Genomic DNA, 22,472 nt, shown 5'->3' with positions numbered 1-22,472 from the left:
AAACAAAGAAAGGAGAGAACACTGTGACCGTTTTGCTGCAAGGTGGATCCTGCCACAGGGATATTATAACAATCGAAGATGTATCTTTCTCCTATGAGCAGAAGCAGGTTATCAGCGGCTTGAATGTTTCCGTCAAAGAAAGAGATTTCGTCGGGCTGATCGGATCGAATGGTGCGGGGAAGACAACACTGTTAAAAATGATTGTCGGTCTCTTGAAGCCTGATCAAGGGAAAATTTCACTGTTCGGGGAACCGGTATCCCGCTTTAAGCACTGGGAGCGTATCGGCTATGTTCCGCAAAAAAACGCCTTTAACCCGCTGTTTCCGGCTACTGTGCGCGAGGTCGTGTTGTCCGGGCTCTATGGACGCAGCAAGCTTTTCTCCAGGGTCACCAAAGCGGAAGCAAGCAAGGCGGAAGACGCCATGCTTGCCATGAGCATTGAGGACTTGGCTGATAAGCGGATCGGTCAGCTGTCGGGCGGTCAGCAGCAGCGCGTATTTTTGGCTAAAGCGCTCATCAATAATCCGGCGCTGCTGATTTTGGATGAACCTACGGTAGGCATTGATGCAGAGACGCAGGAAAACTTTTTTCATATGATCCGGCATATGCATCAGCGTCATAACATTACGTTCTTGATGGTATCGCATGACATGGAGTGGGTTCGCTCCTACCTCGGGCAGGAGCCAATCCAAATGAATGGCAAGCTCCGGTTTTATGTGAAACATTCTCATGAGCTGGAAAATTGCGTGGAGAATGATTTGACGCATTCCTTGAAAGATTTGCGCAAGTCGATGGATCGCCGCGCTTCATTTGTATTCTGATTGGCTGTAATTAGGAAAGGAAGGGTACCGGGCTTGGAAATTATCGCAAGTGAATTTTTTCAAAGAGCGCTGCTTGGCGGATTCTTGATTGGCATTACGGCTCCGGTTATGGGGCTGTTTCTTGTATTGCGCAGACTCTCCATGATCGGAGATACGTTGGCTCATGTCTCCATTGCAGGGGTAGCGCTTGGTTTTCTGATTAATGTATTTCCGATTGGCGTCGGCTTGTTGTTTGCCATCGCGGCTTCCTTTGCCATAGAGAAGCTCCGCAAGGCCTACAAATCCTACGCGGAGCTGTCGATAGCTATTATTATGTCAGGCGGTGTGGCGCTGGCTTCTCTGTTTTTCACCATGGGGCGCGGCTTTAACGTTAACGTGTCCAGCTATCTGTTCGGCAGCATTTATACACTAGGCAACGAGGACTTGCTTGTGATTGGCATAGTGACTATTATTGTACTGGCAGCAGTGAAAATTCATTTTAAAGAACTGTTTTTGCTTACATTTGATGAGGATGCAGCTGCTGTAAACGGTTTGCCTGTGAAGTATTTTAATATTATGATTAGTATATTGACCGCGCTTGTCATCAGCGCCTCCATCAAAATTGTCGGAGCGCTGCTTGTTTCTGCGCTTCTGACTATTCCTGCCGCCTGCAGTCTGATTATAGCCCGCAGCTTCAAACAAACGATCATTACAGTTGTACTCATTGCAGAGCTTGCTGTCATGGCCGGATTAATGATTGCCGGTGTATGGAATTTGGCGCCGGGCGGAACAATTGTGATGCTCTTGATTTTCATGCTGATCCTGCTTCTGCTTGCCAAACGCGGCTTCAAAATATGACTTGGAGGCTTGATCTATGGACATTAACATTTGGCTGGCTTTCGCCGGGGGTGTCGCTTCCTTTGTCTCCCCATGCTGCCTGCCGCTATACCCATCTTATTTGTCATACATAACAGGAATTTCGGTCAAGGACTTGAAGGCGGACCATCCCGCTTCGGAAGTACGTATCCGCACGATGACACATACCTTCTTTTTTATGCTGGGATTTTCATTCGTGTTCTTTTCTTTAGGCTACGGAACGAATCTGTTTGCTGACTTCTTTCGGGATTACCAGGAATTGATCCGTCAGATTTCAGCGATTTTGATTGTGATGCTCGGCTTGTTTTTACTTGGAATTTTCAAACCGCATTTGTTGATGAAGGAACGCAAATTTAATTTTAAAATGAAAAAATCCGGCTATGCGGCTTCCTTTGTCTTCGGCGTTGGTTTCTCGGCAGGGTGGTCCCCGTGTATAGGTCCAATACTGGCTGCTATTCTGCTGCTTGGCACTTCCAATCCTGGAACATGGTTTCAATTAACTGCTGCGTATTCGCTAGGTTTTGCGATTCCGTTCTTCATTTTGGCATTTTTTATCGGCTCCACCAGATGGATGCTGAAATATTCCAATATGATTATGAAAATTGGCGGCGCCCTCATGATTGTAATGGGAATTTTGCTGTTTACAGATCAAATGACCAAAATTACAATCTGGCTCAACCAGTTCGCCCCAGCGAATTTGGGTTAATTGGATTTCAAGTAAAATAGTCAATCGTCGCACTGGGAAAATGCTCAAAGATGCGCTCCGACAAAAACAGACGGAGCGCATCCGCTTTTTCATCGGGATAGACATATTTGCCTTGTCCCCAGCGGCCCCATTTGTATTTCCGCTTCTCAATATCCATCTCAAGCTTGGTACGGGGGTAACGCCTTTCAATAATATTTTTGGCTGTTTTAGTGAATCGATGTTGAATAAGCTCAAATGTTAATTGCTGTGAAGCTTCAGGAGGCAAGGTTTTAGCCAGTGATTCAATCAGTTCGCCATATCCCTGTTCCCAATCGTCATGCCATATGATAGGGGCAATAATAAAGCCAAGCGGGTATCCTGCACGGGCAACCTTGGCAGCGGCCTCGATCCTTTCTTCGAATCGGGATGTGCCCGGCTCAAAGTGCTTGATCACGTATTTGCTGTTGACGCTGAAGCGAATTCGGGTATGTCCATTGTGTTGAAGCCCCAGCAGGGAATCGACATGATGGAATTTGGTTACAAACCTCAGGCGGCCGTACTCCTGGTCAGCCATAAACGTGATCAGCTCCGCCAGACTGCCGGTAATTGGTTCAAGTCCTACGGGATCGGATGTACAAGCAGCTTCGAAACGTGTAATCTCAGGCTTGCGTTCGTCAATATAGCCTTGAGCAGCTTCCATAATTTCTTTGGTATTGACGTAAACGCGAATATAGGGCTTCGCCCCCAGCGTTGTTTGCAGATAACAATAATGGCAATGTCCCATACAGCCAGTCGCGATCGGAATCGCATATTCTGCTGAAGGCTTGGATGTGTCAAACTTAAGGGTTTTACGCACACCAACCACCAGTGTTCGTTTGGCAATTTTGTATTGCTCCAGTTCGCTGTCCCCAGGGAGGTTGGTAATCCGGTTATGCGAAGTTGTCATCCGCAGCGGGATGCCTTGCTCTTGCACCCATTTGTAAATGCGCTGGCCTTTCTCATAATCAAGTGCGCCCGGTTCAAAATAGACGAGTTCGGGCACAAAGGAGGGACGTGAAGGCAGCTTGCGTTTGACAAGGGAATGCGAGGTAATAGTTTCCATAATGATGCCTCCTTGAACAAAATAAGCAAGCATCAATTAGTGTGTCCAAAAAAACGGTCTGTATAAAACTTTGGCAATCCGACTTCCGTTTCTATAATTCAACATAGTTAAGAACAAGGCAAGTTGCAGTAAAGGTACAAGTCAGTGTATGATAGCTAAGAAGAATTTGCCTATAGCAGGAAGAATGAAGCAGGTTAGGGGGAGCTTTCATTGCCTACGCCGAGCATGGAAGATTATTTGGAGAGAATTTACAAACTTATTGACGAGAAAGGGTACGCCCGTGTCTCAGATATCGCCGAAGGCTTGGAGGTACATCCCTCATCCGTGACGAAAATGATTCAGAAGCTGGACAAGGATAATTATCTCATTTACGAAAAATATCGCGGTCTTATGCTTACCAATAAAGGGAAGAAAATGGGTAAACGGCTCGTTGACCGCCATCACCTGCTCGAACAATTTCTAACTATTATTGGCGTTCAGGATGAGAATATTTATCAAGACGTAGAAGGAATTGAGCACCATTTGAGCTGGGATTCGATTACTTGTATCGAGACGCTTGTCGAGTATTTCCGCAGGGATGAGAATCGGCTTAAGGAGCTGGCCCAGGTTCGCTCCGAGCTTGAAAGTGAATAAGAGTGATTGCAAATTCAATATCGTGCAGCACGAATCTCAAAAGACAGCACTTCCGTAGGTAGGAATGGCTGTTTTTTGCATTTCTTCGCAAAATTCCTGACCGTCAAAGGACAGCAGAACTATTTTAAACCTGGCTGTTATGGGGCATCTGCGGCAATCCTTAACGTGCTTAATAACAAAAATGCTGCATATAGTGAGGAATATACCGGAAACCCGAATGGGAGGGAATTCCTCATGAAAATCAATGCTGTGTTTGAAGGTGGCGGAATGAAGGGGATTTCGCTGGTGGGTGCGGTCTATGTCATGCAGCAGCGGGGATTCGACTTCCATCACGTTGCCGGGACCTCTTCCGGCGGGATTGTAGCCTCACTGCTGGCGGCTGGCTATACGGCAGAACAGATGAAACCCATCATTCAATCTACCTCGTTTGCTTCATTAATGAAGCGCTCGGCTATTTTTAACGTTAAATTCATTGGATCGGCAGTACGGCTTCTGCTGCGCAAGGGGTTATACTCGGGAGATGCGCTGGAAGAGTGGATTTGGAATCTGCTTCGCAGCAGGGGAGTGTATACTTTTGCAGACTTGCCTCCCAATAAGCTGAAATTGATTGCTTCAGATATTACCAACGGCAAGTTACTGGTACTTCCTGACGATATTGCTTATTACGGGATACAACCTTCCAGATTGGAGGTTGCCAAAGCGGTCAGGATGAGCGCCAGCATCCCTTATTTTTTCGATCCTGTTACGATTAAAGACAAGGAGTTCAACAGCCGAATCAAGGGATTGCGGCTGCATCGCAGAAGCGCGTACATCGTTGATGGAGGACTGCTGAGTAATTTCCCGCTGTGGTTGTTTGATGAGAAGAATGAACCGCACAAGGCTGCGAGGCTTCCGGTTGTCGGATTTCAGATGGTTGGAAAAAACGACACCGAGCCGCGGACAATCCGCGGCCCGGTGTCTATGTTCCAGGCTATGATGGAGACGATGATGCTGGCGCACGACCAGCGATATATTGAGAAGGATGATTGGGAACGGACGATCAAAATTCCGACGCTTGGCATCCGGACGACGCAATTTCATTTATCGCCGGATATGAGCGAGAAGTTGTTTGCATCCGGTGTTGCCGCCGCTGAGAAGTTTTTAAAAACTTCTCGCTAAATTAAACCGGTTAATGATATTTAGGCATATCATCTTGATCTTGGTCATCCTTGCCGCCCTCAATAACCCGGAAAGGAATGGTTTTGCGGGAAGATTTGGACTTGGATTTGGCGGAATGCTGCGATGTTCGGGATTTGACGGCTGTCTTTTTTGTGTTGTATCTGCTCGGATTTTTGCGATAGACTCCCACGTAATACAGCAGGAAGATCAGGCCCAGCACAAGGACCGGAATTAAATAGTTTTGCACATTCGCGGCGATACCGATGACGGCCAGAGCGATAATCACAATTAAAGCAGGACTCATCTTTCTTCTCACAGCAAATTTCCTCCTTTAGCTTGCCGAGCGTTTGCTCACTACTTGAGCGGCAATCTGGCTGTCAAGCTCCCTCATCCTGTTGAAGGAAGCGATAGACACTTCCACTTGCTCATCCGTCGGTTCTTTCGTAGTCAGCTTTTGCAGCCATAGACCCGGATAGCCGAGTACTCGAAGTACAGGCGTATCTCTGAGCAAATTTGTGAAGCGCAGCGCTTCATAGGATGCTCCGAGTACAACCGGCAGAAGCAGAATACGGATGTATACCCGCTCCCATAAGCTGTCCCATTGAAAGAACGAATAGATGATAACGCCGATAATGACGGACAGCACGATAAAGCTGCTGCCGCATCTGTAGTGCAGCGTGTTGAATTTCTGCACATTTTTAACTGTAAGCTCAAGCCCCGACTCGTACGCGCTAATGACTTTGTGCTCTGCGCCATGATACTGGAACAGCCGTTTGATGATCGGGGTCATCGATATCACATACAGGTAGATCAGCAAAAACAAGATTTTAATAATTCCTTCGATCAGATTATGCAGAACTACATTGTCAAATGCATTCTGAAAGAGGAACTCCTCAACGATTGCCGGTGTCAGCGTAAATACAAGCTTGCCGAATATAAACGAGATAATCCCGGCGATTGCCACTCCGAAAATCATCGAGAGGCTCAGTCCCGATTTTTCCTTTTCTTTGGGCTGTTTTGCTTTTTCGGGATTATTTTTCGCTTCTTCTTCCGTCTCGTCTTCCGCATAGGCTTCAAACGAAAAATTCAAATGCTGCGAGCCTTTGGCGCTTGATTCTATGATTCCAACCACGCCTCTGAGCAGCGGAATTTTCTTCAGCTTCTGCACCCACGGTTTGGTTGTTCTGGGCACCTCATAGTAGACAATTTCATTGTTCTTGCGTCGTACTGCGGTTACATTGACATGTTGCCCGGCAAACATGACGCCTTCAATTACGGCTTGTCCCCCGTAAATATTATTATTCTGCGACAAGGGTGCCTCACCTTCCTTATATTTTTGCGTTTGCCGCTATAAACGGCTTTCCTACTATTGTACTTGATTCTCCGGCGCATTGCTAGGTTACCTCTATCTTGCCCTCTGGATACGGGCAGGTAAGCATAGGACTGCAAACGGAATCGCATAATAATAACATCTGTAAATAATTCTGGAGGGGTTGACAGCTTTGGCAAAATCAAATGATTCCTTGTACCATGGCCATCAGACAAACCGCTGGCTTTACGGCCTGAATACCGGTTTTTTTGCAGGCCTGATTTGGGGCCTTTTTCATTGGCTGCTTTATGCGCTTAATTTTACAAAGGTGCTTCCAGGTTTTTTGCTCGATTCGTTTATGCGGCGAAGTTTTTTGTTGTCTTACTGGGGGATTGCAGTCGGAATCGGAACCTTTATCATATTTTCCATCCTTGCTACCTATCTATATATGCTCACGCTTGGGCAATACCGCGGCCCATGGCCGGGGCTCTTTTATGGCTTGTTCTGGTGGGCGGTTATTTTTCTAGGCATTGGTCCATTTTGGGGAATGGTTCTGCCTTTTAACAAGCTTGGCTGGGATTCCATAACAACAGAGTTTTGCCTTTTTTTAATCTGGGGCCTTTTTATCGGCTATACGATTGCTTTTGAATTCCATGATGAAGCCTCTCGGGAGCCAGCGAACGCAGGGTAAGGAGACACTTCTCAAATGTCTTTGCTTTGTGGTAAAATGTCTAGTGACTTTGCATGCTTTTGAGAAGGTTGTCTGAATGAAAGAGGGAGTTCACTATGGCGAAAATCATTGTCATCAATGGTCCGAATCTCAATATGCTTGGCACTCGGGAACCTCAGGTGTATGGCTCGGTAACGCTTCAGGATATTGAGCAATCCTTGAGGAAGTCCGCAGAGAATTGGGACGTGGAGCTGGATTTTTTCCAATCCAATCATGAGGGCGCACTGATCGACCGGATTCATGCAGCCTTCAATCAGGCGGATGGGATTCTGATTAATCCCGGTGCATATACGCATTACAGCTACGCGCTGCGCGATGCGCTAAGCGCGGTCGATCTTCCGGTCGTGGAGGTTCATCTGTCGAATATACATAAGCGGGAAGCATTCCGTCATGTCTCTGTTATCGCGCCAATTGCAATCGGACAAATTGCCGGATTTGGCTATGCAGGCTACGAACTGGGGCTCCGCGCCCTGCTCAATCATATTCGTAACTGAGTAATAACAACGTTTAAGGAGATGGTAGGGATGGAGCAACGCATTCTAAAGCTGCGGGAACATATGGAACGGAGCGGCCTTGAGGCTTTATTGATCAGTCATCCTGTCAATCGTCGTTATGTCAGCGGATTTACCGGTTCTTCCGGTTATCTGCTTGTTACCGGCAACCAAAGCTGGCTGCTTACGGATTTTCGCTACATGTCGCAGGCTCCGCAGCAGGCGCCAGCCTTTACAGTAGTGGAGCATGCTCCACGGTTTATTGACACAGTCAAGGAACTTCTGGAGGGCGATGGCATTTCCAAGGTGGGTTTTGAACAGCATCAGGTCGTGTTTGCCGATTATAAAGAGTGGTCCGACTCGCTGGGTTGGATTGAGCTTGTTCCGGTTGCTTCCATTGTTGAGCAGCTTCGTATCATTAAAGATGATTCCGAGATTGCCGTTATGCAGGAGGCAGCCAAGCTGGCCGACGACACGTTCAGCCACATTCTAGGCCTATTGAAGCCTGGCATCAAAGAATCCGATGTTGCGCTGGAGATGGAAGTATTCATGCGGAGCAGAGGAGCAACTTCTTCCTCCTTTGATACGATAGTAGCCTCAGGTGAGCGTTCTGCCCTCCCTCATGGCGTAGCAAGCGACCGGATTGTTCAGCAAAATGAGCTGGTCAAGCTGGATTTCGGCGCTTATTACCATGGCTATTGTTCTGATCTGACGCGTACCGTATTTGTCGGGAATGAACCGATAGCCAAGCACAAGGAAATTTACGACATTGTGCTTGAAGCCCAGCTTCATGCGCTTGAGCATATCAAGCCGGGAATGACCGGGCGAGAGGCTGATGCCTTGACGAGAGATATCATTACAAGGTATGGTTATGGAGACTATTTCGGACATGGAACGGGGCATGGACTGGGAATGGAGATTCATGAATCTCCACGGCTGTCCAAGCTTAGTGACGCTGTTTTAACACCCGGCATGACGGTGACGGTTGAGCCCGGCATTTATCTCCCTGGTTTTGGGGGAGTACGTATCGAGGACGATATTGTCATAACGGATAACGGGATTAAAATATTAACGGCTTCCCCCAAGCATTTTATGGTGCTGGCATAATAGCGGAAGACAAGTAAATGGAGGGCTTACCCAGTGATTTCAGTTAACGATTTTAAGACAGGCTTGACCGTCGAGGTAGACGGAGATATCTTCACCGTATTGGATTTCCAGCACGTTAAGCCAGGTAAAGGCGCTGCGTTCGTACGTTCCAAGCTGAAAAACCTGCGCAATGGCAATACGGTTGAGAGAACTTTCCGTGCAGGCGAGACGATCGGCCGCGCCATCATTGAAAATCGTGAGGTACAATATCTGTACAACTCCGGTAATGAATACACATTCATGGATAATGAAACTTATGACCAGTTCAATCTGGAAAAAAAACAGCTTGAATGGGAAATTAACTTCCTGAAAGAAAACATGAATGTTAACATTGCCAGCTACCAAGGCGAAATCATCGGTATTACAATGCCAAACAGCGTTGAACTGAAAGTTGTAGAAACTGAGCCGGGTATTAAAGGAAACACGGCTACAGGAGCTACTAAAAACGCTAAAGTGGAAACAGGCCTGAACGTTCAGGTTCCGTTGTTCATCAATGAAGACGATGTGCTTTTGATTGATACTCGCGAAGGTAAATACATCTCCCGCGCATAGCAGGGAATAGATTTTGGCCAGCCAGATTTCCATCTGATTTGGCCGAGGACGGACACCGTCCCTAATGAAATGACTTCAATTGTAGGTTAGACATGTTCTAACCATGAAGTTTCAGTTCATTAGGGCGGTGTTTTTTATTTTTTTGAGGGGCTAAAGTCAAGCGCTGATTTCCATTTTGAGTTATAATTAGGAGAAGAAGATTGTCAAAGGAGAAGCGAATGAAAAGCAGCAAAAACGCCGTTCACCAGCCCCATGACAAAGGATATAAGTATCTCCTGTCCAGCAAGGATATATTTTTGGAGCTTCTCCGTTCTTTTATCAAGCGGGGGTGGGTAGACCAGATTGACGAAGCGGGTATAATAAAAGTAGATAAATCATTTATTCTGCCAGACTTCAGTGGCAAGGAATCAGATTTGGTATACCGTGTAAAAATTAAAGATAAAGAAGTTATATTTTATATTCTGATTGAGTTACAATCCACTGTTGATTCTTTGATGCCGTGGCGTCTGCTTCAATATCAGGTTGAAATTTGGAGGCAGGTCATTAAAGACACAAGAAAGAATGTTAGAGAGCGAAATGATTTTCGATTGCCGGTAATTGTGCCTATTGTTTTGTATAACGGCGCCGATCCCTGGACTGCTTCATTGGAGTTTCGGGGGGTGCTTGCTGAAGAAGGATTGTTTGAAGATGAACAGTTATTGAACTTTTCCTATTTTCTATTGGATATTAAGCGGTATACTTCAGAGGATTTGGAAAAGTTGTCTAATCTGGTTGGTTCCGTATTTTTGATTGAGCAGCATTCTGATCTCCAAGTTGGTGAATTAATCGAATTGTTTCAAAGATTGGCCCCTGCAATAGACCGAACGCCTCCTGAGCAAAGAGAGCAGTTTGCAGTATGGTTTGAGCATATCATGATGCGGCTTGTCAAAGCTGGCGTACAGGAAGAAAAAATAAAACAATTAGTGTCCCAAATTCAAAAGGAAGGGATGGTTACCATGATTTCTAACCTGGAACGTAATTTAGAGTGGATTCAGGAACAAAGTATTGAAAAAGGCATTAAGCAGGGAATTGAGAAAGGAATCGAGCAAGGAATTGAGCAAGGAATTGAGCAAGGAATTGAGCAAGGAATCGAGCAAGGAATTGAGCAAGGAATCATAAAGGGAAAAGATCAGGCCATGCAGCAAGTTGCAACTAATATGATGAAGGAAGGGCTGGACATAGCCCTGATAACGAAAGTCACAGGCCTTTCCGCGCATCATCTTGAAGCTTTAAGGAAGCAACTTAAGTAGAATCTGCTCCAGAAATCAAAGGATACTCCTTGAATACACATCAACCGATGACTTCCTGCCCAAGGAAGTCATCTTTTTAATGCCTGCCAAAGCCAGTTATGATATAATGTATCATTGTATGTTAAAGTAAAGGTTAGGAGTGAACTGCGTTGTCGTTAATAGTGATGAAATTCGGGGGAAGCTCCGTTGGCACGCCGGAGAGGATGCAGCGGGTTGCAAAGCGAATTATTGAAAGACAACAAGAAGGACATCGGATTGTCGTTGTTGTTTCCGCAATGGGAGACACTACGGATGATTTGATCGATCAATCCAAGCTGCTTAATCCGAACCCGCCGGCACGCGAAATGGATATGCTTCTGACGACCGGAGAACAGATTTCTATTGCCTTGTTATCGATGACCATTCATCAGCTTGGGGGAAAGGCGACTTCCTATACGGGCTGGCAGGCCGGTTTTATTACAGATGACAATCATGGCAAGGCGCGCATTCAGGATATCCGGCCGGAACGTATTTTCAAAGCGCTGGCTCAAGACCAAATTGTTGTTGTTGCGGGCTTCCAGGCCATGTCAGCCGATGGAGAAATTACAACGCTTGGGCGCGGCGGCTCCGATACAACAGCCGTAGCTCTTGCAGCTGCGATCAAGGCTGACTTGTGTGAAATTTATACCGATGTGGATGGCATCTATTCGACGGATCCTCGCGTCGTTAAATGCGCACGCAAAATCAATGAAATTTCTTATGATGAGATGCTTGAACTTGCTCATTTGGGCGCGGCGGTTCTTCACCCGAGAGCGGTGGAGTATGCCAAGCATAATAATGTGTGCCTGGTTGTTCGTTCAAGCTTTACGTATAATGAAGGTACGTTCGTGAAGGAGGAAGCGGTAATGGAGCAGGGCGTAGTTGTACGCGGCATCGCATTTGACAAAAACGTGGCACGAATCAGCATTCTGGGAGTAGAGGATGTGCCGGGCGTTCTGGCGAATGTGTTCGGTGCATTGGCTCAAAACGGTATTGATGTGGATATTATTGTACAGAGCGGTGTTTCCGTCGGCAAGGCGGATTTCTCCTTTACAGTGTCAGCAAGCGATAAGGACAAAGCGATTCAGGTCATTGAAAGCGTCCGTGATGCTGTGCCATACCGCGAAACCAGCTCTGAGGACGGACTGGTCAAAATATCGATCGTTGGCGCGGGCATGGTGAGCAACCCTGGAGTAGCTGCAACTATGTTCCAGGCTATCTCCGAATTGGGTGTCAGCATCAAGATGGTAAGTACTTCAGAAATCAAAGTATCCTGTGTCATTGCGGCTGAACCGCTTCAAGACGTTGTAAGAGCGCTGCATACCGCTTATGGCCTGGATACGGAAGAACAAGTATTTGTTGGCGGACCGCAGGACCGCCGGGAATAGGTTGAATATCAAGACAAGAAATTCATATATTCTATATAGTTAAGGCAACCACAAGCTGGCAGGGATTAAATCCTTGCCGGTTTTTTTGTTTATTCAGGGATGGCAAGCTGCCCTGCCTAAGTGGTATGCCTAAAAGCAGACAAGCCTGCATAGGATGGAATTAGAGATGCACGGATAGGAGGGAAAACAGGTGCTGAATAAAATTGTGCTCAGCATGGCAACGCTGCGCTTGGTTTCAGGCAGTCTGGAGATTATCGCCGCTATTATTATGCTGAGGTTGAACCAAATTGACAAGGCACTGGTCGTCAATTCATCGCTTGCTTTGGTAGGTCCCATTATACTGATCTCCACGACGACAATCGGTTTGGTAGGGCTCTCTGACAAGCTGTCACTGGACAAGTTCATATGGGTACTGGCAGGCATCACTTGCCTGATGGTAGGCATATTGAAGAAATAAGGCCCCCCAAAAGCCTGTCATATTCTATGAGGAAATTTCATAGAATTGAGATAAGCAAGGACAAACATCCGGGAGGGGCTAATGATGATGACTCGCATAATTCATCTGCTGCCACAGGAGCTGCAGCAGGTGCTTGCAAGGCTGCCCGAGCAGGTGCGGCAGGGGCTTGAGGAGATTCGTATTCGGGAAGCGCGGCCGCTGGAAGTCAGCTTCGGCGGGGTTTTTCGCTTTGTGGCGCCTGACGGGACATTGGAAAGCTTGCCTGATTCAGCCTATAAGCCAGATCATGCAGCCTGCCGCAAACTTCTGGAACGGATTACGAACCATTCCTTGTATGCGATGGAGGAGGAACTCAAGAGAGGATATATAACCGTAGCAGGGGGACACCGGATAGGTTTGACAGGGAGGACGGTACTGGAGAATGGATCAGTCAAAGCGATTCGGGATATAGGCGGTTTTAATATTCGGGTTGCCAGAGAGATACAAGGCTCCGCCAATACATTACTGCCGGGGTTGCTTGACTGGCAGCGCCTGACGCTGCTTCCTTCTCTGATTATCGGGGCGCCGCAGAGCGGGAAGACAACAGTCATTCGAGAAATTGCCCGCTGTGTCAGCTATGGCGATTGGCGGCATCCGGCGGCATCAAGCTGGCCGGGGCGCAAGGTAGGGATTGTGGACGAACGATCCGAGATTGCCGCCAGTGTCAGAGGCATACCTTCCTTTGACATTGGCCCGCGGACAGATGTGATGGACGCCTGTCCGAAGGCGGAAGGGATGATGATGCTGCTGCGTTCTATGTCCCCGGAAATACTTATCGTAGATGAAATTGGGAGGCAGGAAGATGCGGACGCTATCCGGGAAGCCGCTCATGCAGGCGTGGCAGTTATCGCAACGGCCCATGCCTATGATCTGGCAGATGCCAGAGGTCGTCCGGTGCTTCGTACATTGCTTGATGAAGGTGTGTTTGGGGCAGTGGCGGCTATACGGCGAACGCCATCCGGGGCGGTTGCCCATACGATTACGATGCAGAGGGCGCCTGCTCCCGCTGCACGGGAGCCGACAGCAGCGGGGCAGCAAGCAAGCATGCCAATCGCCCGAGGGCAACCGCAATGATCAAGATTATCGGGGCGCTGCTGGTGCTGTTTGCCGGGACAATGATTGGCTTCTACCAGGCGGGACAGTTTGCGGCTAGACCGCGTCAGATTCGACAGCTGGCCCATGGGCTGCAAAGACTCGAAACCGAAATCAGCTACGGGTTTACACCTTTGCCCGAGGCGCTGGTGCGTTCTGCGGGAGCTTCGGCAGAGCCGATTGCAGGCTTGCTGCACAGGGCCGCCGGACAGCTTGGGGAGCGGCCGGATGATCCGTTTCGCGAGAGCTGGGAACTTGCTGTCACTGAGCATTGGCCCTATACGGCCATGCGTGACAATGAGAGAAACATCTTGATCCGCCTCGGCTCTGTGCTTGGGATCAGTGACCGGGAGGACCAAATAAAGCATTTGCGACTGGCGCTGCTGCAACTCAAATCGGAGGAAGATGCGGCGCGGGAAGACCAGGCGAAGTACGAAAAAATGAGCAAAAGTCTGGGTCTGCTCTCTGCTGCGCTGATCGTCATTCTGATGATGTAATGGGGTGCCGGATTATATGAACATGGATATCAGCGCGATTTTTCAAATTGCAGGGATCGGAATCATTATTGCAATGATTCATACGGTGCTCAAGCAGATGGGCAAAGAGGATATGGCGCATTGGGTTACACTAATCGGCTTTGTAGTCGTGCTGTTTATGGTGGTGCGGCTGCTCAACGACTTGTTCCAGGAGATTAAGACGATTTTTCTGTTTCAGTAGACGGTATGAAGGTCGGGCCGTGAAATGCACTGGGGTGAGCCAGCATGGAAATCATTCAAATTGTCGGCATAGGTCTAATCGCAACCATACTTACTCTTGTCATCCGCGAGCAGAAGCCGATATTCGCTTTTGTGCTGGCTGCCTTTACCGGGATTTATCTGTTTTTGTTCCTGATCGGCAAGATTGATGCGGTTATGAAGGTACTGGAGAACCTTGCCAATCGTTCGGGAATTCCGAGCGTGTATATGTCCACGATTTTAAAAATCATTGGCATCGCTTATATCGCAGAGTTTGGAGCTCAGATTGTCCGTGATGCCGGTCAGGACAGCATTGCCTCGAAAATTGAATTTGCGGGGAAGGTTCTCATTTTGGTAATGGCTGTACCGATCATCAGCATAATTGTCGAAACGGTTCTTAATCTTCTCCCGGCGGGAGGTTAGACGAATGAACCGCTACGTGATATGGAGAATGGCTGCACTGCTGCTGCTTCTCCTTGCACTGTCGGGGAGCTGTGCCGCTGTTGTATCCGCCAAGGAAAGTCCAGAAAGCGCGATTGAGCAATCTGCCGACAGGCTTGTGCAAGAGCAATTGCGCATGATTGAGACCGGTTCGGTCGAGACATACTGGACGGAGCTGATGAATGAGTACGGGGGGTATTTTCCAGGAGGAAAGCTGCCGGGGTTTGCCGATATGTTGAAGTCAGGCGGCAGCGGGCTGCAGTTGATGGGCATCCTGACAGGGCTGATCCGATACATTTTGCACGAGGTGTTCTATAACGGCAGGTTGCTAGTCACGATTGTGATGCTAACCGTATTCAGTATGATTCTGGAAACACTGCAAAATGCGTTTGAACGCAAGGTGGTAAGCAAGGTCGCCTACGCTATTTCGTATATGGTTCTTATCATATTGGCCGTCAACAGCTTCTATGTCGCGATCGGTTACGCCAAAGATGCGATCGGCGGAATGATCCAGTTCATGATGGCTATGATTCCGCTGCTTTTGACTCTATTGGCTTCTATGGGCAGCATCGTCACCGTATCGGTCATGCATCCGCTGATCATCTTCATGATCAATACTGTAGGCGCTCTGATTTACTCCGTCGTCTTTCCGCTCCTGTTTTTCTCGGCGGTTCTGCACATCGCCAGCGCCATCAGCGATCGGTTCAAAGTGACGCAACTGGCCGACCTGATCCGCAAATGTGCGGTTGGATTGCTGGGCGTATTGCTTACGATTTTTCTGGGCGTTATCTCCGTACAGGGAGCGACGGGAGGAGTCACGGACGGCGTGACGATGAAGACGGCGAAGTTTATAACGGGCAATTTCGTTCCGGTAGTCGGACGGGCATTCTCAGATGCGGCCGATACCGTCATGTCCGCTTCGCTGCTTGTGAAAAATGCAGTAGGAATCGCCGGCGTCGTCATTCTGATTTTCCTTTGTGTCTTCCCTGCGGTGAAAATTCTGGCGCTGGCCTTGATTTATAACGTCTGTGCCGCCGTGCTGCAGCCGCTTGGAGAAAGTCCGATTATCACCTGTCTGGAGACGATTGGAAAAACAATGGTGTACGTATTTGCCGCACTCGCAGCCGTAGGGCTCATGTTCTTCCTGGCAGTGACAATTATATTAACTGCCGGGAATGCCGCCATTATGGTGCGCTAGGCCAGGACTGGGGAGGTGCAATTGCTCTGGAATGGCTATCGGATTGGCTCAGACAAATTATCGCCGTCATTCTGCTTGCAGGGATTATCGATCTCCTTCTTCCGAGCTCGGCCTATCAGCGCTACGTCAGACTGGTCATCGGCTTGCTGATTCTCCTGACGCTGCTAACCCCGGTATTGCGGCTGCTTCAGGGAGATTTCGAGGCGCGTCTTGCCGACTCCCTGCACGGCTGGGGCGTTGCCAAGCATTCGGCCGCACCAGGCATAGCGGGGTTGGAACAGATCAAGGAGCAGGCGAAAGAACTGCAAAAAGAGAGGCTGGCCCAAGCAGAACGTCTTGCTGGCAGAAGCCTGGGTTCGGCTATGCAGGCAGAACTGGAGCGAAGGACAGGGCTGACTCTGGCTGAAGTAACAGTAAAGCTCGAAGTGCAAGGCAAAGTCGGGGGAGACAAGCGAATTGCCAAGGTGGAGGTGCGATTGGCCGCGTCAGAACATGAAGAAGCAGCAGAGGGAGAGAACGATATAGCTGAATTGGAACCGGTCAAACCCGTAACGGTCCAGGTTAGCATTGCGGACATTATCCCCTCGGAAGTGAACCCGCAGCAGGACAGCACAGCTGATGAGAGCGAAGAGGCGGCAGCGACAGAGCAAAGCAGCCGACTTTCGCCGGATGACGGTCGGTTTAAGCAAATTGCGTTCATTTTGTCCGAGAGTTTTCAGGTGGAAACAAGGGTAATCTCCGTATACGCTCCGGCCGTCGACTGATCGAAAAACAGCGAAGTTTAAGCTAAAGCTTCAAAGGAGGGAATGAGTCATTGGCTAAATGGCTGGGCTTGATTGAATCTGCGCTCGGGCAAGGCCCATCGGGACCTAAAAGAGTCCGTACAGTACGCTGGCTGTTGATCATCGGCGCAGCAGGAATTGGACTGATGATCATGAATTCCTTCCTGTCCTTGAGACAGGTAGAGCCAACAGCTCAGTCTCATGACGAGCCCCCTGCAGTCCAGGAAACATTGCTTGGGCACAGGGATGATTCGGACTCTGTCTTTGAAGCTTTAGAGCGCCCGCTGGAGAACCGGCTGAAGGAAATACTGGAGAAAATTGTAGGGGTGGGCACGGTCGATGTACTCATTACAATCGACTCCACGGAGGAGTCGGTCATCGAAAAAAATGAAAAGCAATCCCAGCAGTTGACGGAAGAGACGGATAAAAATGGCGGCAAGCGCCATGTGACCTCCACGACGAAGGATGGTCAGGTTGTTCTTTACGAAGTGTCGGGAGAACAGACGCCCCTCGTCACTAAAAAAATCAAGCCTCATATCCGGGGAATTCTGATTGTGGCCAGAGGGGCTGAGAACCAGAGCGTGCGGCAATTGATTATGGACGCAGTCAAAAAAGGCTACAGCGTGCCTGCGCACCGCATATCTGTTGTTCCGAGCAAGCAGCCTTAAAATCATGTAAAACAAGTCCCGAGCGGACTAAACGAAGAGAGGATGAATTATTCCATGAATACGAAAAGACAAACGGTGTGGCTCGTTTCAATGTTAAGCCTGATGGTCATTTTATCCGCGTATTATCTCTTCACGGAAGACAGCAGCGCCTCCAAAACAACAACAGCCAACGGTAACGGAATAACAGCGGAGGCAACTGGTGAAGGGAACGGTGCGAACACGGAGAAAATTGTGGTTAACGATGTGGAGTACGGCGATGGCAGCGTATTGTCCGAAGCGGATAAGCAAATTATCGACAAATTTGAGGAAGAGAGCAAAGCAGCCTCTTCGAGCGATTATTTTACCCAGCAGCAATTCAAGCGAGAAGAAACAGTACAACAGGAATATGACCGCTTGATGGGACTTATCAACGATACCCAGACAGAAGAGGTAAAAAGTGTCATGACGCAAGTGGAACAATTGGAGCAGCATGAGGAGAAAATTAATGATCTGGAAGCCAGTCTGCGCGATGAGTTCAAAAATGTGGTTGTTGCCCAGGAAAAGGACAGCTATAAAGTAGTAGTGGAAGGCGACAAGCTGGAAAGAAGCCAGGCTGACAGCATTATTCAGCTTGTAATAAATACGCTTGAGGTGTCGGCGGACCGGGTCTCCGTACAGCTCTATCATTAAGCTCCTCCATCGCCTGCCAGCAGCCGGAGCATTGGCCGCTGGCAGGTGTTTTTTCGCTTTAAGGCTATCCGCAACCTGTATTTTGCAAGGATATTGTAAAATAGCGTTAGGCTAAACTTTTCGATTATGATATAATATGAATGTTATCCAAACCGAGAATGGGACAAGGTTTACCAATGCTAAGGAGTGAATATTATCCATGTTCAAATTGAGCGAGATTAAAGAGCTGATTAAACTTGTTGATCAGACCTCTGTACAAGAGCTCGAAATTGAAAATGAAGGGGCTCGTCTGCTTATCCGCAAACCGGGCAAGACTGAAGTGGTGAATGTACAGACAGCCTCGATTCCTCATACATATTCGCCTGTTGCTGTTACTCAGGCGCCACCAACAACGGAAGTGTCAGCGCATGTGCAATCTGCTGCCGAACCTGACGCCGCCCCGTCAAGAGCCGGTCTGCATCAGATCGTATCCCCAATGGTAGGCACTTTCTACCGCGCTTCTTCCCCGGACGCAGCGCCTTTCGTGAATACCGGAGATCGTGTCAGCGAGAAGACCGTTGTATGTATCCTTGAAGCAATGAAATTGATGAACGAGCTCGAGGCTGATGTGCGCGGCGAAATTGTCGAGGTTCTGGTCGAGAATGGACAGCTTGTTGAGTTCGGACAACCATTGTTCCTCGTCAGACCGGAATAAGGGCTTCGCGAAAGGGGTTCGGAGTGTGAAATTTCAGAAAATATTGATTGCCAACCGCGGAGAGATTGCGGTTCGTATTATTCGTGCGTGCAGTGAACTGGGCATTCAGACCGTGGCGGTGTATTCCGAGGCAGATCGTGATTCCCTGCATGTCAAGCTGGCCGATGAAGCCTATTGCATCGGTCCAATCCTGTCCAAGGACAGCTATTTGAATTTGACCAATATTATGAGTGTGGCTACGCTTACCGGGTGTGACGCTATTCATCCGGGTTATGGTTTCCTCGCGGAAAATGCCGATTTTGCAGAGATTTGCGAATCCTGCAATATTACATTCATCGGTCCATCCCCGTCTGCAATCAGCAGGATGGGAGACAAAGCCGTTGCGAAATTGACGATGAAACATGCGAACGTGCCAGTTATTCCAGGCTCTGACGGTCTGATTGAGGATCTGGATGATGCGGTTGTCATCGCGCGTGAGATTGGCTATCCTGTCATTATTAAGGCAACTGCCGGCGGCGGCGGCAAGGGCATCCGGATCGCCGAGGACGAGGCCTCTCTAATTCAGCAAATTACAACCGCGCAGCAGGAAGCTCAAAAGGCTTTCGGCAATGCAGGTGTTTACTTAGAAAAATTCCTCACGGGCATGAAGCACGTGGAAATTCAAATAATGGCCGACAAGCACGGGAATGCCGTTCATTTATTTGAGCGTGACTGTTCTGTGCAGCGCCGCCGCCAGAAGCTGGTAGAAGAAGCGCCTTGTCCGATTCTGACGCAGCAGCAGCGGGAGAAGATGGGAGAGGCAGCAGTCAGAGCAGCTTTGGCAGTCGAGTATGCCGGTGCGGGAACACTCGAGTTTCTGCTTGGGCCAGACGGCCAGTTCTATTTCATGGAGATGAACACCCGGATTCAGGTGGAGCACCCGGTTACCGAGATGATTACAGGCGTTGACCTGATCAAGGAAATGATTTCGGTTGCAGAAGGCAATCCGCTGTCCTTCCGACAGGACGATTTGCAGATTAACGGCTGGTCCATTGAATGCCGGATCAATGCGGAGGACCCGGATCGCAACTTTATGCCTTCCCCGGGACTTATCAATTTCTACCTTGCTCCTGGAGGATTGGGGGTTCGTGTGGATAGCGCGGCCTATCCGGGCTATACGATTTCTCCGCATTATGATTCGATGATTGCGAAGCTGATCGTGTGGGGGGCAACGAGGGAAGAAGCTATTGCAAAAATGAAACGCGCCCTGTCTGAGTTTGCCATTGACGGCATCAAAACGACAATTCCATTTCATATGAAACTGCTTAACCACCACCGGTTCTTGAATGGGAATTTTGACATTAAATTCCTGGAAGAACATGATGTGAATGATCCTGAATCCTAGACTGAATGCGCCAAATCTGACAATTGTCCAAGTTTGTCATAAATCACGGCAAATGTTATAGTATAGAAATAAGATTGCGGATAAGCATTCAGTCAGGCAGCGCGGATAATTTCGCAACTTTACGGAGGTGAAAGTTTAATATGAGCACGATTGCAGCGGATTATGAAAAAACGGACATGGGGACGATTCAGATCGCTCCTGAGGTAATCGAGGTCATCGCAGGCCTGGCTACGATCGAGGTGCAGGGAGTTGCCGGGATGAGCGGAGGCTTGGCTGGCGGTATCGCTGAGTTGCTCGGCCGCAAGAACCTCTCCAAAGGAGTAAAGGTTGAGGTCGGCCAGCGGGAAGCGGCTGTTGATGTATCGATTATTGTTGAGTATGGCAACCGCATACCGGAAGTTGCGGCTGAGATTCAGCGCAATGTAAAGCGTTCTATCGAGATGATGACTGGGTTGCACGTGGTAGAAGTGAATGTACACATTCATGATGTTCACTTTAAATCCAGTGAAAAAACGGGTGAAGATGAAGAATTGCAGTCCAATCGCGTGAAGTAAATTGGCAGTAGCCCAATAGATGCTCCCCCTTTTGCGGGCTTTGCGTTCGCGCCCCGAAGGGGGGCTTTTTACCGATTGACAGGAAATTGCGTTTGGAGACCGGGAAAGGAGACCTAACAGTGGTTAAAATTGTGGACAGGCTTCTGTTATTCTGTTTTAGTCTTGTTATCGGCATCATATCTGTTACAGTGCTAGGGGTTGGAGCCGGCTGGATTCCCGAAAAAATTACGGATCGGTGGATCGAGGGTGTGTACAGTGAAACCTGGCTGCAAATTACAGTCATTGTTGTTTCGGTGATCGTATTCCTGATAAGCTTCCGGTTTTTCTATGTTTCAATTCGACGGGGAAATGCCGCAAGCCCTTCTATCGACCAGCGCACGGACTTTGGCGATATCCGAATTTCTGTGGAAACGGTGGAGAATCTCGCATTGAAGGCAGCCGGCAAGCAGCGGGGAGTACGCGAACTGAAGTCACGTATCCGCATTCAGGACTCCGGTCTTGAAATCGTCATCCGGACTGTGGTGGACGGCGAAACTTCTATTCCGGTTCTGACCGAGGAGATTCAGCGTGCAGTCAAGGAGCATGTAGAGGAGATTACAGGCATTCCAGTCGCTTCCGTGACGGTCTTTGTAGCGAACATTATCCAGACCCAAACTTTCAAGAGTCGAGTGGAATAGAGGTGAATTGAACCGATGTGGAGGGAGCTTTGGACCACGTACGGCGGTCGTGTAACAGGTGTCGTCACCGCTCTTTTTTTAGGTTTTATTTATCTGTTTTCCGGATTTTGGGATATGCTGTTTTTTGCCTTGCTGCTGTGGATCGGTTATTTTTTTGGCAAGCAGCGGGATATTTCCGCTCCCCCGTTTATCCCGTGGCAGCAAATCCTCGCCTGGCTCCAAAGCCGTTGGCGCATTTTTAAATAACCCTGTGATTTCCTCCGTTCGCCGGACATCGGCAGGCCGCTGTTCGGGGCAGGGAGGAAATCATAGGTTTTTTTCTGAACGAACTAACGGATTATCGCCGTATGGTTGTTCTGGGTTTTTCGCACGGACGGAAGCTGCTCAGATCAGGAACAGCAAGGCTTAAGGGCGAAATAGAATATCGATTGACTAGGAGGATTCATGAAACGTAGACTGGCACGAGAAATTGCAATACAGAGCCTTTACCAAATGGAAATGAATGAGGTATCTGCTGAAGAGGCGGTTAATATGCTGCTTGAGGAAGCCAAGGAGGACAATGAAATTGATGCCGCCGAGGATGATATTAAAGGAATCGAGTCCTTCGTCAGAAAATTGACCCTTGGGGTAGCTGAGCATCGTCAAGCGATTGACGATATGCTTCAGCAATATTTGACCGGTTGGCAGGTGGACCGCTTGTCACGGGTCGACCGTCAAGTCCTCAGATTAGCTTGCTATGAGTTGGTGTATACAAGTGATGTGCCGCCTAAAGCGATTATTAACGAGGCAATTGAGTTGGCCAAGCATTTTGGAACAGAGGAATCCGGCAAGTTCGTCAATGGCGTGCTCGGACGGCTGCTTAAAGCTTTAAATGAACTTAACAATAAGGTTTAGACACGGATAGGA

The 22,472-nt window shown here is 48.5% G+C and carries 29 protein-coding genes; 26 read left to right on the top strand and 3 right to left on the bottom strand.

The genetic code is table 11. From position 1 onward, the window contains the following. Positions 1-110 precede the first annotated feature (110 nt). From JFN88_RS23890 to JFN88_RS23880, 3 genes are read left to right on the top strand one after another with little or no spacing between them, the layout of a single operon-like run. On the top strand, positions 111-821 hold the full coding sequence (locus JFN88_RS23890; RefSeq protein WP_379168637.1) for a metal ABC transporter ATP-binding protein: 711 nt from the start codon (positions 111-113) through the stop codon (positions 819-821). 33 nt (positions 822-854) lie between these two features. Beyond that, positions 855-1,658 carry a metal ABC transporter permease gene (locus JFN88_RS23885; protein ID WP_199021855.1) on the top strand — a complete coding sequence of 268 codons (804 nt, stop codon included), beginning with the start codon at positions 855-857 and terminating at the stop codon, positions 1,656-1,658. A 16-nt stretch (positions 1,659-1,674) separates the two neighbouring features. Further along, positions 1,675-2,382 (top strand): cytochrome c biogenesis CcdA family protein, encoded by a 708-nt coding sequence (locus JFN88_RS23880; protein ID WP_199021854.1) that lies wholly within the window; start codon positions 1,675-1,677, stop codon positions 2,380-2,382. Between the two features lie 7 nt (positions 2,383-2,389). Here JFN88_RS23880 and splB read toward each other — a convergent pair whose 3' ends face one another. Continuing rightward, positions 2,390-3,463: a spore photoproduct lyase gene (splB, locus tag JFN88_RS23875; RefSeq protein WP_199021853.1), complete on the bottom strand. Its 1,074-nt coding sequence runs from the start codon at positions 3,461-3,463 to the stop codon at positions 2,390-2,392. A 210-nt stretch (positions 3,464-3,673) separates the two neighbouring features. On the opposite strand from splB, the gene mntR reads away from it, so the two are divergent. Then, a complete protein-coding gene (mntR, locus tag JFN88_RS23870) occupies positions 3,674-4,096 on the top strand; it encodes a transcriptional regulator MntR (protein WP_199021852.1) in 423 nt (140 codons plus the stop codon). A gap of 234 nt (positions 4,097-4,330) precedes the next feature. Beyond that, positions 4,331-5,254 (top strand): patatin-like phospholipase family protein, encoded by a 924-nt coding sequence (locus tag JFN88_RS23865; RefSeq protein WP_199021851.1) that lies wholly within the window; start codon positions 4,331-4,333, stop codon positions 5,252-5,254. A 10-nt stretch (positions 5,255-5,264) separates the two neighbouring features. Here JFN88_RS23865 and JFN88_RS23860 read toward each other — a convergent pair whose 3' ends face one another. Further along, positions 5,265-5,570, bottom strand: a complete 306-nt coding sequence (locus JFN88_RS23860) for a hypothetical protein (RefSeq protein ID WP_199021850.1) — start codon at positions 5,568-5,570, stop codon at positions 5,265-5,267. Between the two features lie 15 nt (positions 5,571-5,585). Then, positions 5,586-6,566 carry a DUF1385 domain-containing protein gene (locus JFN88_RS23855; RefSeq protein WP_233168373.1) on the bottom strand — a complete coding sequence of 327 codons (981 nt, stop codon included), beginning with the start codon at positions 6,564-6,566 and terminating at the stop codon, positions 5,586-5,588. Positions 6,567-6,756: 190 nt separating this feature from the next. Between JFN88_RS23855 and JFN88_RS23850 the strand changes: the two genes are divergently transcribed. From JFN88_RS23850 to nusB, 21 genes are all read left to right on the top strand, one after another. Continuing rightward, on the top strand, positions 6,757-7,254 hold the full coding sequence (locus JFN88_RS23850; RefSeq protein WP_233168371.1) for a YqhR family membrane protein: 498 nt from the start codon (positions 6,757-6,759) through the stop codon (positions 7,252-7,254). Between the two features lie 95 nt (positions 7,255-7,349). Further along, the gene (aroQ, locus tag JFN88_RS23845; RefSeq protein WP_199021848.1) at positions 7,350-7,787 is read left to right on the top strand and encodes a type II 3-dehydroquinate dehydratase; all 438 of its coding nucleotides are present in this window, start codon (positions 7,350-7,352) and stop codon (positions 7,785-7,787) included. Between the two features lie 30 nt (positions 7,788-7,817). Continuing rightward, complete coding sequence (locus tag JFN88_RS23840; protein WP_199021847.1) at positions 7,818-8,891, top strand: M24 family metallopeptidase; 1,074 nt, start codon at positions 7,818-7,820, stop codon at positions 8,889-8,891. Positions 8,892-8,924: 33 nt separating this feature from the next. Continuing rightward, positions 8,925-9,482, top strand: a complete 558-nt coding sequence (gene efp, locus JFN88_RS23835) for an elongation factor P (RefSeq protein ID WP_199021846.1) — start codon at positions 8,925-8,927, stop codon at positions 9,480-9,482. A 218-nt stretch (positions 9,483-9,700) separates the two neighbouring features. Continuing rightward, complete coding sequence (locus JFN88_RS23830) at positions 9,701-10,771, top strand: Rpn family recombination-promoting nuclease/putative transposase (protein WP_199021845.1); 1,071 nt, start codon at positions 9,701-9,703, stop codon at positions 10,769-10,771. Between the two features lie 149 nt (positions 10,772-10,920). Continuing rightward, positions 10,921-12,177 (top strand): aspartate kinase, encoded by a 1,257-nt coding sequence (locus tag JFN88_RS23825; RefSeq protein ID WP_199021844.1) that lies wholly within the window; start codon positions 10,921-10,923, stop codon positions 12,175-12,177. Between the two features lie 190 nt (positions 12,178-12,367). Continuing rightward, the gene (locus JFN88_RS23820) at positions 12,368-12,634 is read left to right on the top strand and encodes a YqhV family protein (RefSeq protein ID WP_199021843.1); all 267 of its coding nucleotides are present in this window, start codon (positions 12,368-12,370) and stop codon (positions 12,632-12,634) included. Between the two features lie 84 nt (positions 12,635-12,718). After that, positions 12,719-13,747: a stage III sporulation protein AA gene (gene spoIIIAA, locus JFN88_RS23815; RefSeq protein ID WP_199021842.1), complete on the top strand. Its 1,029-nt coding sequence runs from the start codon at positions 12,719-12,721 to the stop codon at positions 13,745-13,747. After that, the gene (gene spoIIIAB / locus JFN88_RS23810) at positions 13,744-14,262 is read left to right on the top strand and encodes a stage III sporulation protein SpoIIIAB (protein ID WP_199021841.1); all 519 of its coding nucleotides are present in this window, start codon (positions 13,744-13,746) and stop codon (positions 14,260-14,262) included. Before spoIIIAA ends, spoIIIAB begins: the two co-directional genes overlap by 4 nt. Positions 14,263-14,278: 16 nt before the next feature. Continuing rightward, on the top strand, positions 14,279-14,482 hold the full coding sequence (spoIIIAC, locus tag JFN88_RS23805) for a stage III sporulation protein AC (RefSeq protein WP_199021840.1): 204 nt from the start codon (positions 14,279-14,281) through the stop codon (positions 14,480-14,482). 44 nt (positions 14,483-14,526) lie between these two features. Beyond that, the gene (spoIIIAD, locus tag JFN88_RS23800; RefSeq protein ID WP_199021839.1) at positions 14,527-14,922 is read left to right on the top strand and encodes a stage III sporulation protein AD; all 396 of its coding nucleotides are present in this window, start codon (positions 14,527-14,529) and stop codon (positions 14,920-14,922) included. Positions 14,923-14,926: 4 nt separating this feature from the next. Then, the gene (gene spoIIIAE, locus JFN88_RS23795) at positions 14,927-16,138 is read left to right on the top strand and encodes a stage III sporulation protein AE (RefSeq protein WP_199021838.1); all 1,212 of its coding nucleotides are present in this window, start codon (positions 14,927-14,929) and stop codon (positions 16,136-16,138) included. Beyond that, positions 16,048-16,902, top strand: a complete 855-nt coding sequence (gene spoIIIAF / locus JFN88_RS23790; RefSeq protein WP_199021937.1) for a stage III sporulation protein AF — start codon at positions 16,048-16,050, stop codon at positions 16,900-16,902. Before spoIIIAE ends, spoIIIAF begins: the two co-directional genes overlap by 91 nt. Positions 16,903-16,952: 50 nt before the next feature. Then, entirely contained in the window at positions 16,953-17,588 is a 636-nt protein-coding gene (gene spoIIIAG, locus JFN88_RS23785; RefSeq protein ID WP_199021837.1) for a stage III sporulation protein AG, read from the top strand. 54 nt (positions 17,589-17,642) lie between these two features. Further along, positions 17,643-18,257: a SpoIIIAH-like family protein gene (locus tag JFN88_RS23780; protein WP_199021836.1), complete on the top strand. Its 615-nt coding sequence runs from the start codon at positions 17,643-17,645 to the stop codon at positions 18,255-18,257. Positions 18,258-18,456: 199 nt separating this feature from the next. Beyond that, positions 18,457-18,951, top strand: coding sequence for an acetyl-CoA carboxylase biotin carboxyl carrier protein (accB, locus tag JFN88_RS23775; protein WP_199021835.1), 495 nt, complete (start codon positions 18,457-18,459; stop codon positions 18,949-18,951). Between the two features lie 25 nt (positions 18,952-18,976). Continuing rightward, complete coding sequence (gene accC, locus JFN88_RS23770; protein WP_199021834.1) at positions 18,977-20,335, top strand: acetyl-CoA carboxylase biotin carboxylase subunit; 1,359 nt, start codon at positions 18,977-18,979, stop codon at positions 20,333-20,335. Between the two features lie 140 nt (positions 20,336-20,475). Next, a complete protein-coding gene (locus tag JFN88_RS23765; RefSeq protein ID WP_199021833.1) occupies positions 20,476-20,889 on the top strand; it encodes an Asp23/Gls24 family envelope stress response protein in 414 nt (137 codons plus the stop codon). A gap of 119 nt (positions 20,890-21,008) precedes the next feature. Further along, the gene (gene amaP / locus JFN88_RS23760) at positions 21,009-21,566 is read left to right on the top strand and encodes an alkaline shock response membrane anchor protein AmaP (RefSeq protein WP_199021832.1); all 558 of its coding nucleotides are present in this window, start codon (positions 21,009-21,011) and stop codon (positions 21,564-21,566) included. Between the two features lie 15 nt (positions 21,567-21,581). Further along, a complete protein-coding gene (locus tag JFN88_RS23755; protein ID WP_199021831.1) occupies positions 21,582-21,812 on the top strand; it encodes a DUF2273 domain-containing protein in 231 nt (76 codons plus the stop codon). Positions 21,813-22,010: 198 nt separating this feature from the next. Further along, positions 22,011-22,460 carry a transcription antitermination factor NusB gene (gene nusB / locus JFN88_RS23750; RefSeq protein WP_199021830.1) on the top strand — a complete coding sequence of 150 codons (450 nt, stop codon included), beginning with the start codon at positions 22,011-22,013 and terminating at the stop codon, positions 22,458-22,460. The last annotated feature ends 12 nt before the right edge of the window (positions 22,461-22,472 follow it).

The organism is Paenibacillus roseus (assembly GCF_016424485.1).
Taxonomy (GTDB): domain Bacteria; phylum Bacillota; class Bacilli; order Paenibacillales; family Paenibacillaceae; genus Paenibacillus_D; species Paenibacillus_D roseus.
This window is presented reverse-complemented; position numbering and strand designations above follow the sequence as displayed.

Excerpts from the sequence above, each read along its gene's own strand:
- JFN88_RS23765 (WP_199021833.1), top strand. The coding sequence starts at position 20,476 with ATGAGCACGATTGCAGCGGATTATGAAAAAACGGACATGGGGACGATT.
- JFN88_RS23840 (WP_199021847.1), top strand. The coding sequence starts at position 7,818 with ATGGAGCAACGCATTCTAAAGCTGCGGGAACATATGGAACGGAGCGGC.
- JFN88_RS23865 (WP_199021851.1), top strand. The coding sequence starts at position 4,331 with ATGAAAATCAATGCTGTGTTTGAAGGTGGCGGAATGAAGGGGATTTCG.
- JFN88_RS23780 (WP_199021836.1), top strand. The coding sequence starts at position 17,643 with ATGAATACGAAAAGACAAACGGTGTGGCTCGTTTCAATGTTAAGCCTG.
- spoIIIAD (WP_199021839.1), top strand. The coding sequence starts at position 14,527 with ATGGAAATCATTCAAATTGTCGGCATAGGTCTAATCGCAACCATACTT.
- JFN88_RS23880 (WP_199021854.1), top strand. The coding sequence starts at position 1,675 with ATGGACATTAACATTTGGCTGGCTTTCGCCGGGGGTGTCGCTTCCTTT.
- accB (WP_199021835.1), top strand. The coding sequence starts at position 18,457 with ATGTTCAAATTGAGCGAGATTAAAGAGCTGATTAAACTTGTTGATCAG.
- spoIIIAB (WP_199021841.1), top strand. The coding sequence starts at position 13,744 with ATGATCAAGATTATCGGGGCGCTGCTGGTGCTGTTTGCCGGGACAATG.
- aroQ (WP_199021848.1), top strand. The coding sequence starts at position 7,350 with ATGGCGAAAATCATTGTCATCAATGGTCCGAATCTCAATATGCTTGGC.
- spoIIIAE (WP_199021838.1), top strand. The coding sequence starts at position 14,927 with ATGAACCGCTACGTGATATGGAGAATGGCTGCACTGCTGCTGCTTCTC.
- spoIIIAA (WP_199021842.1), top strand. The coding sequence starts at position 12,719 with ATGATGACTCGCATAATTCATCTGCTGCCACAGGAGCTGCAGCAGGTG.
- spoIIIAC (WP_199021840.1), top strand. The coding sequence starts at position 14,279 with ATGAACATGGATATCAGCGCGATTTTTCAAATTGCAGGGATCGGAATC.
- JFN88_RS23830 (WP_199021845.1), top strand. The coding sequence starts at position 9,701 with ATGAAAAGCAGCAAAAACGCCGTTCACCAGCCCCATGACAAAGGATAT.
- splB (WP_199021853.1), bottom strand. The coding sequence starts at position 3,463 with ATGGAAACTATTACCTCGCATTCCCTTGTCAAACGCAAGCTGCCTTCA.
- nusB (WP_199021830.1), top strand. The coding sequence starts at position 22,011 with ATGAAACGTAGACTGGCACGAGAAATTGCAATACAGAGCCTTTACCAA.
- JFN88_RS23755 (WP_199021831.1), top strand. The coding sequence starts at position 21,582 with ATGTGGAGGGAGCTTTGGACCACGTACGGCGGTCGTGTAACAGGTGTC.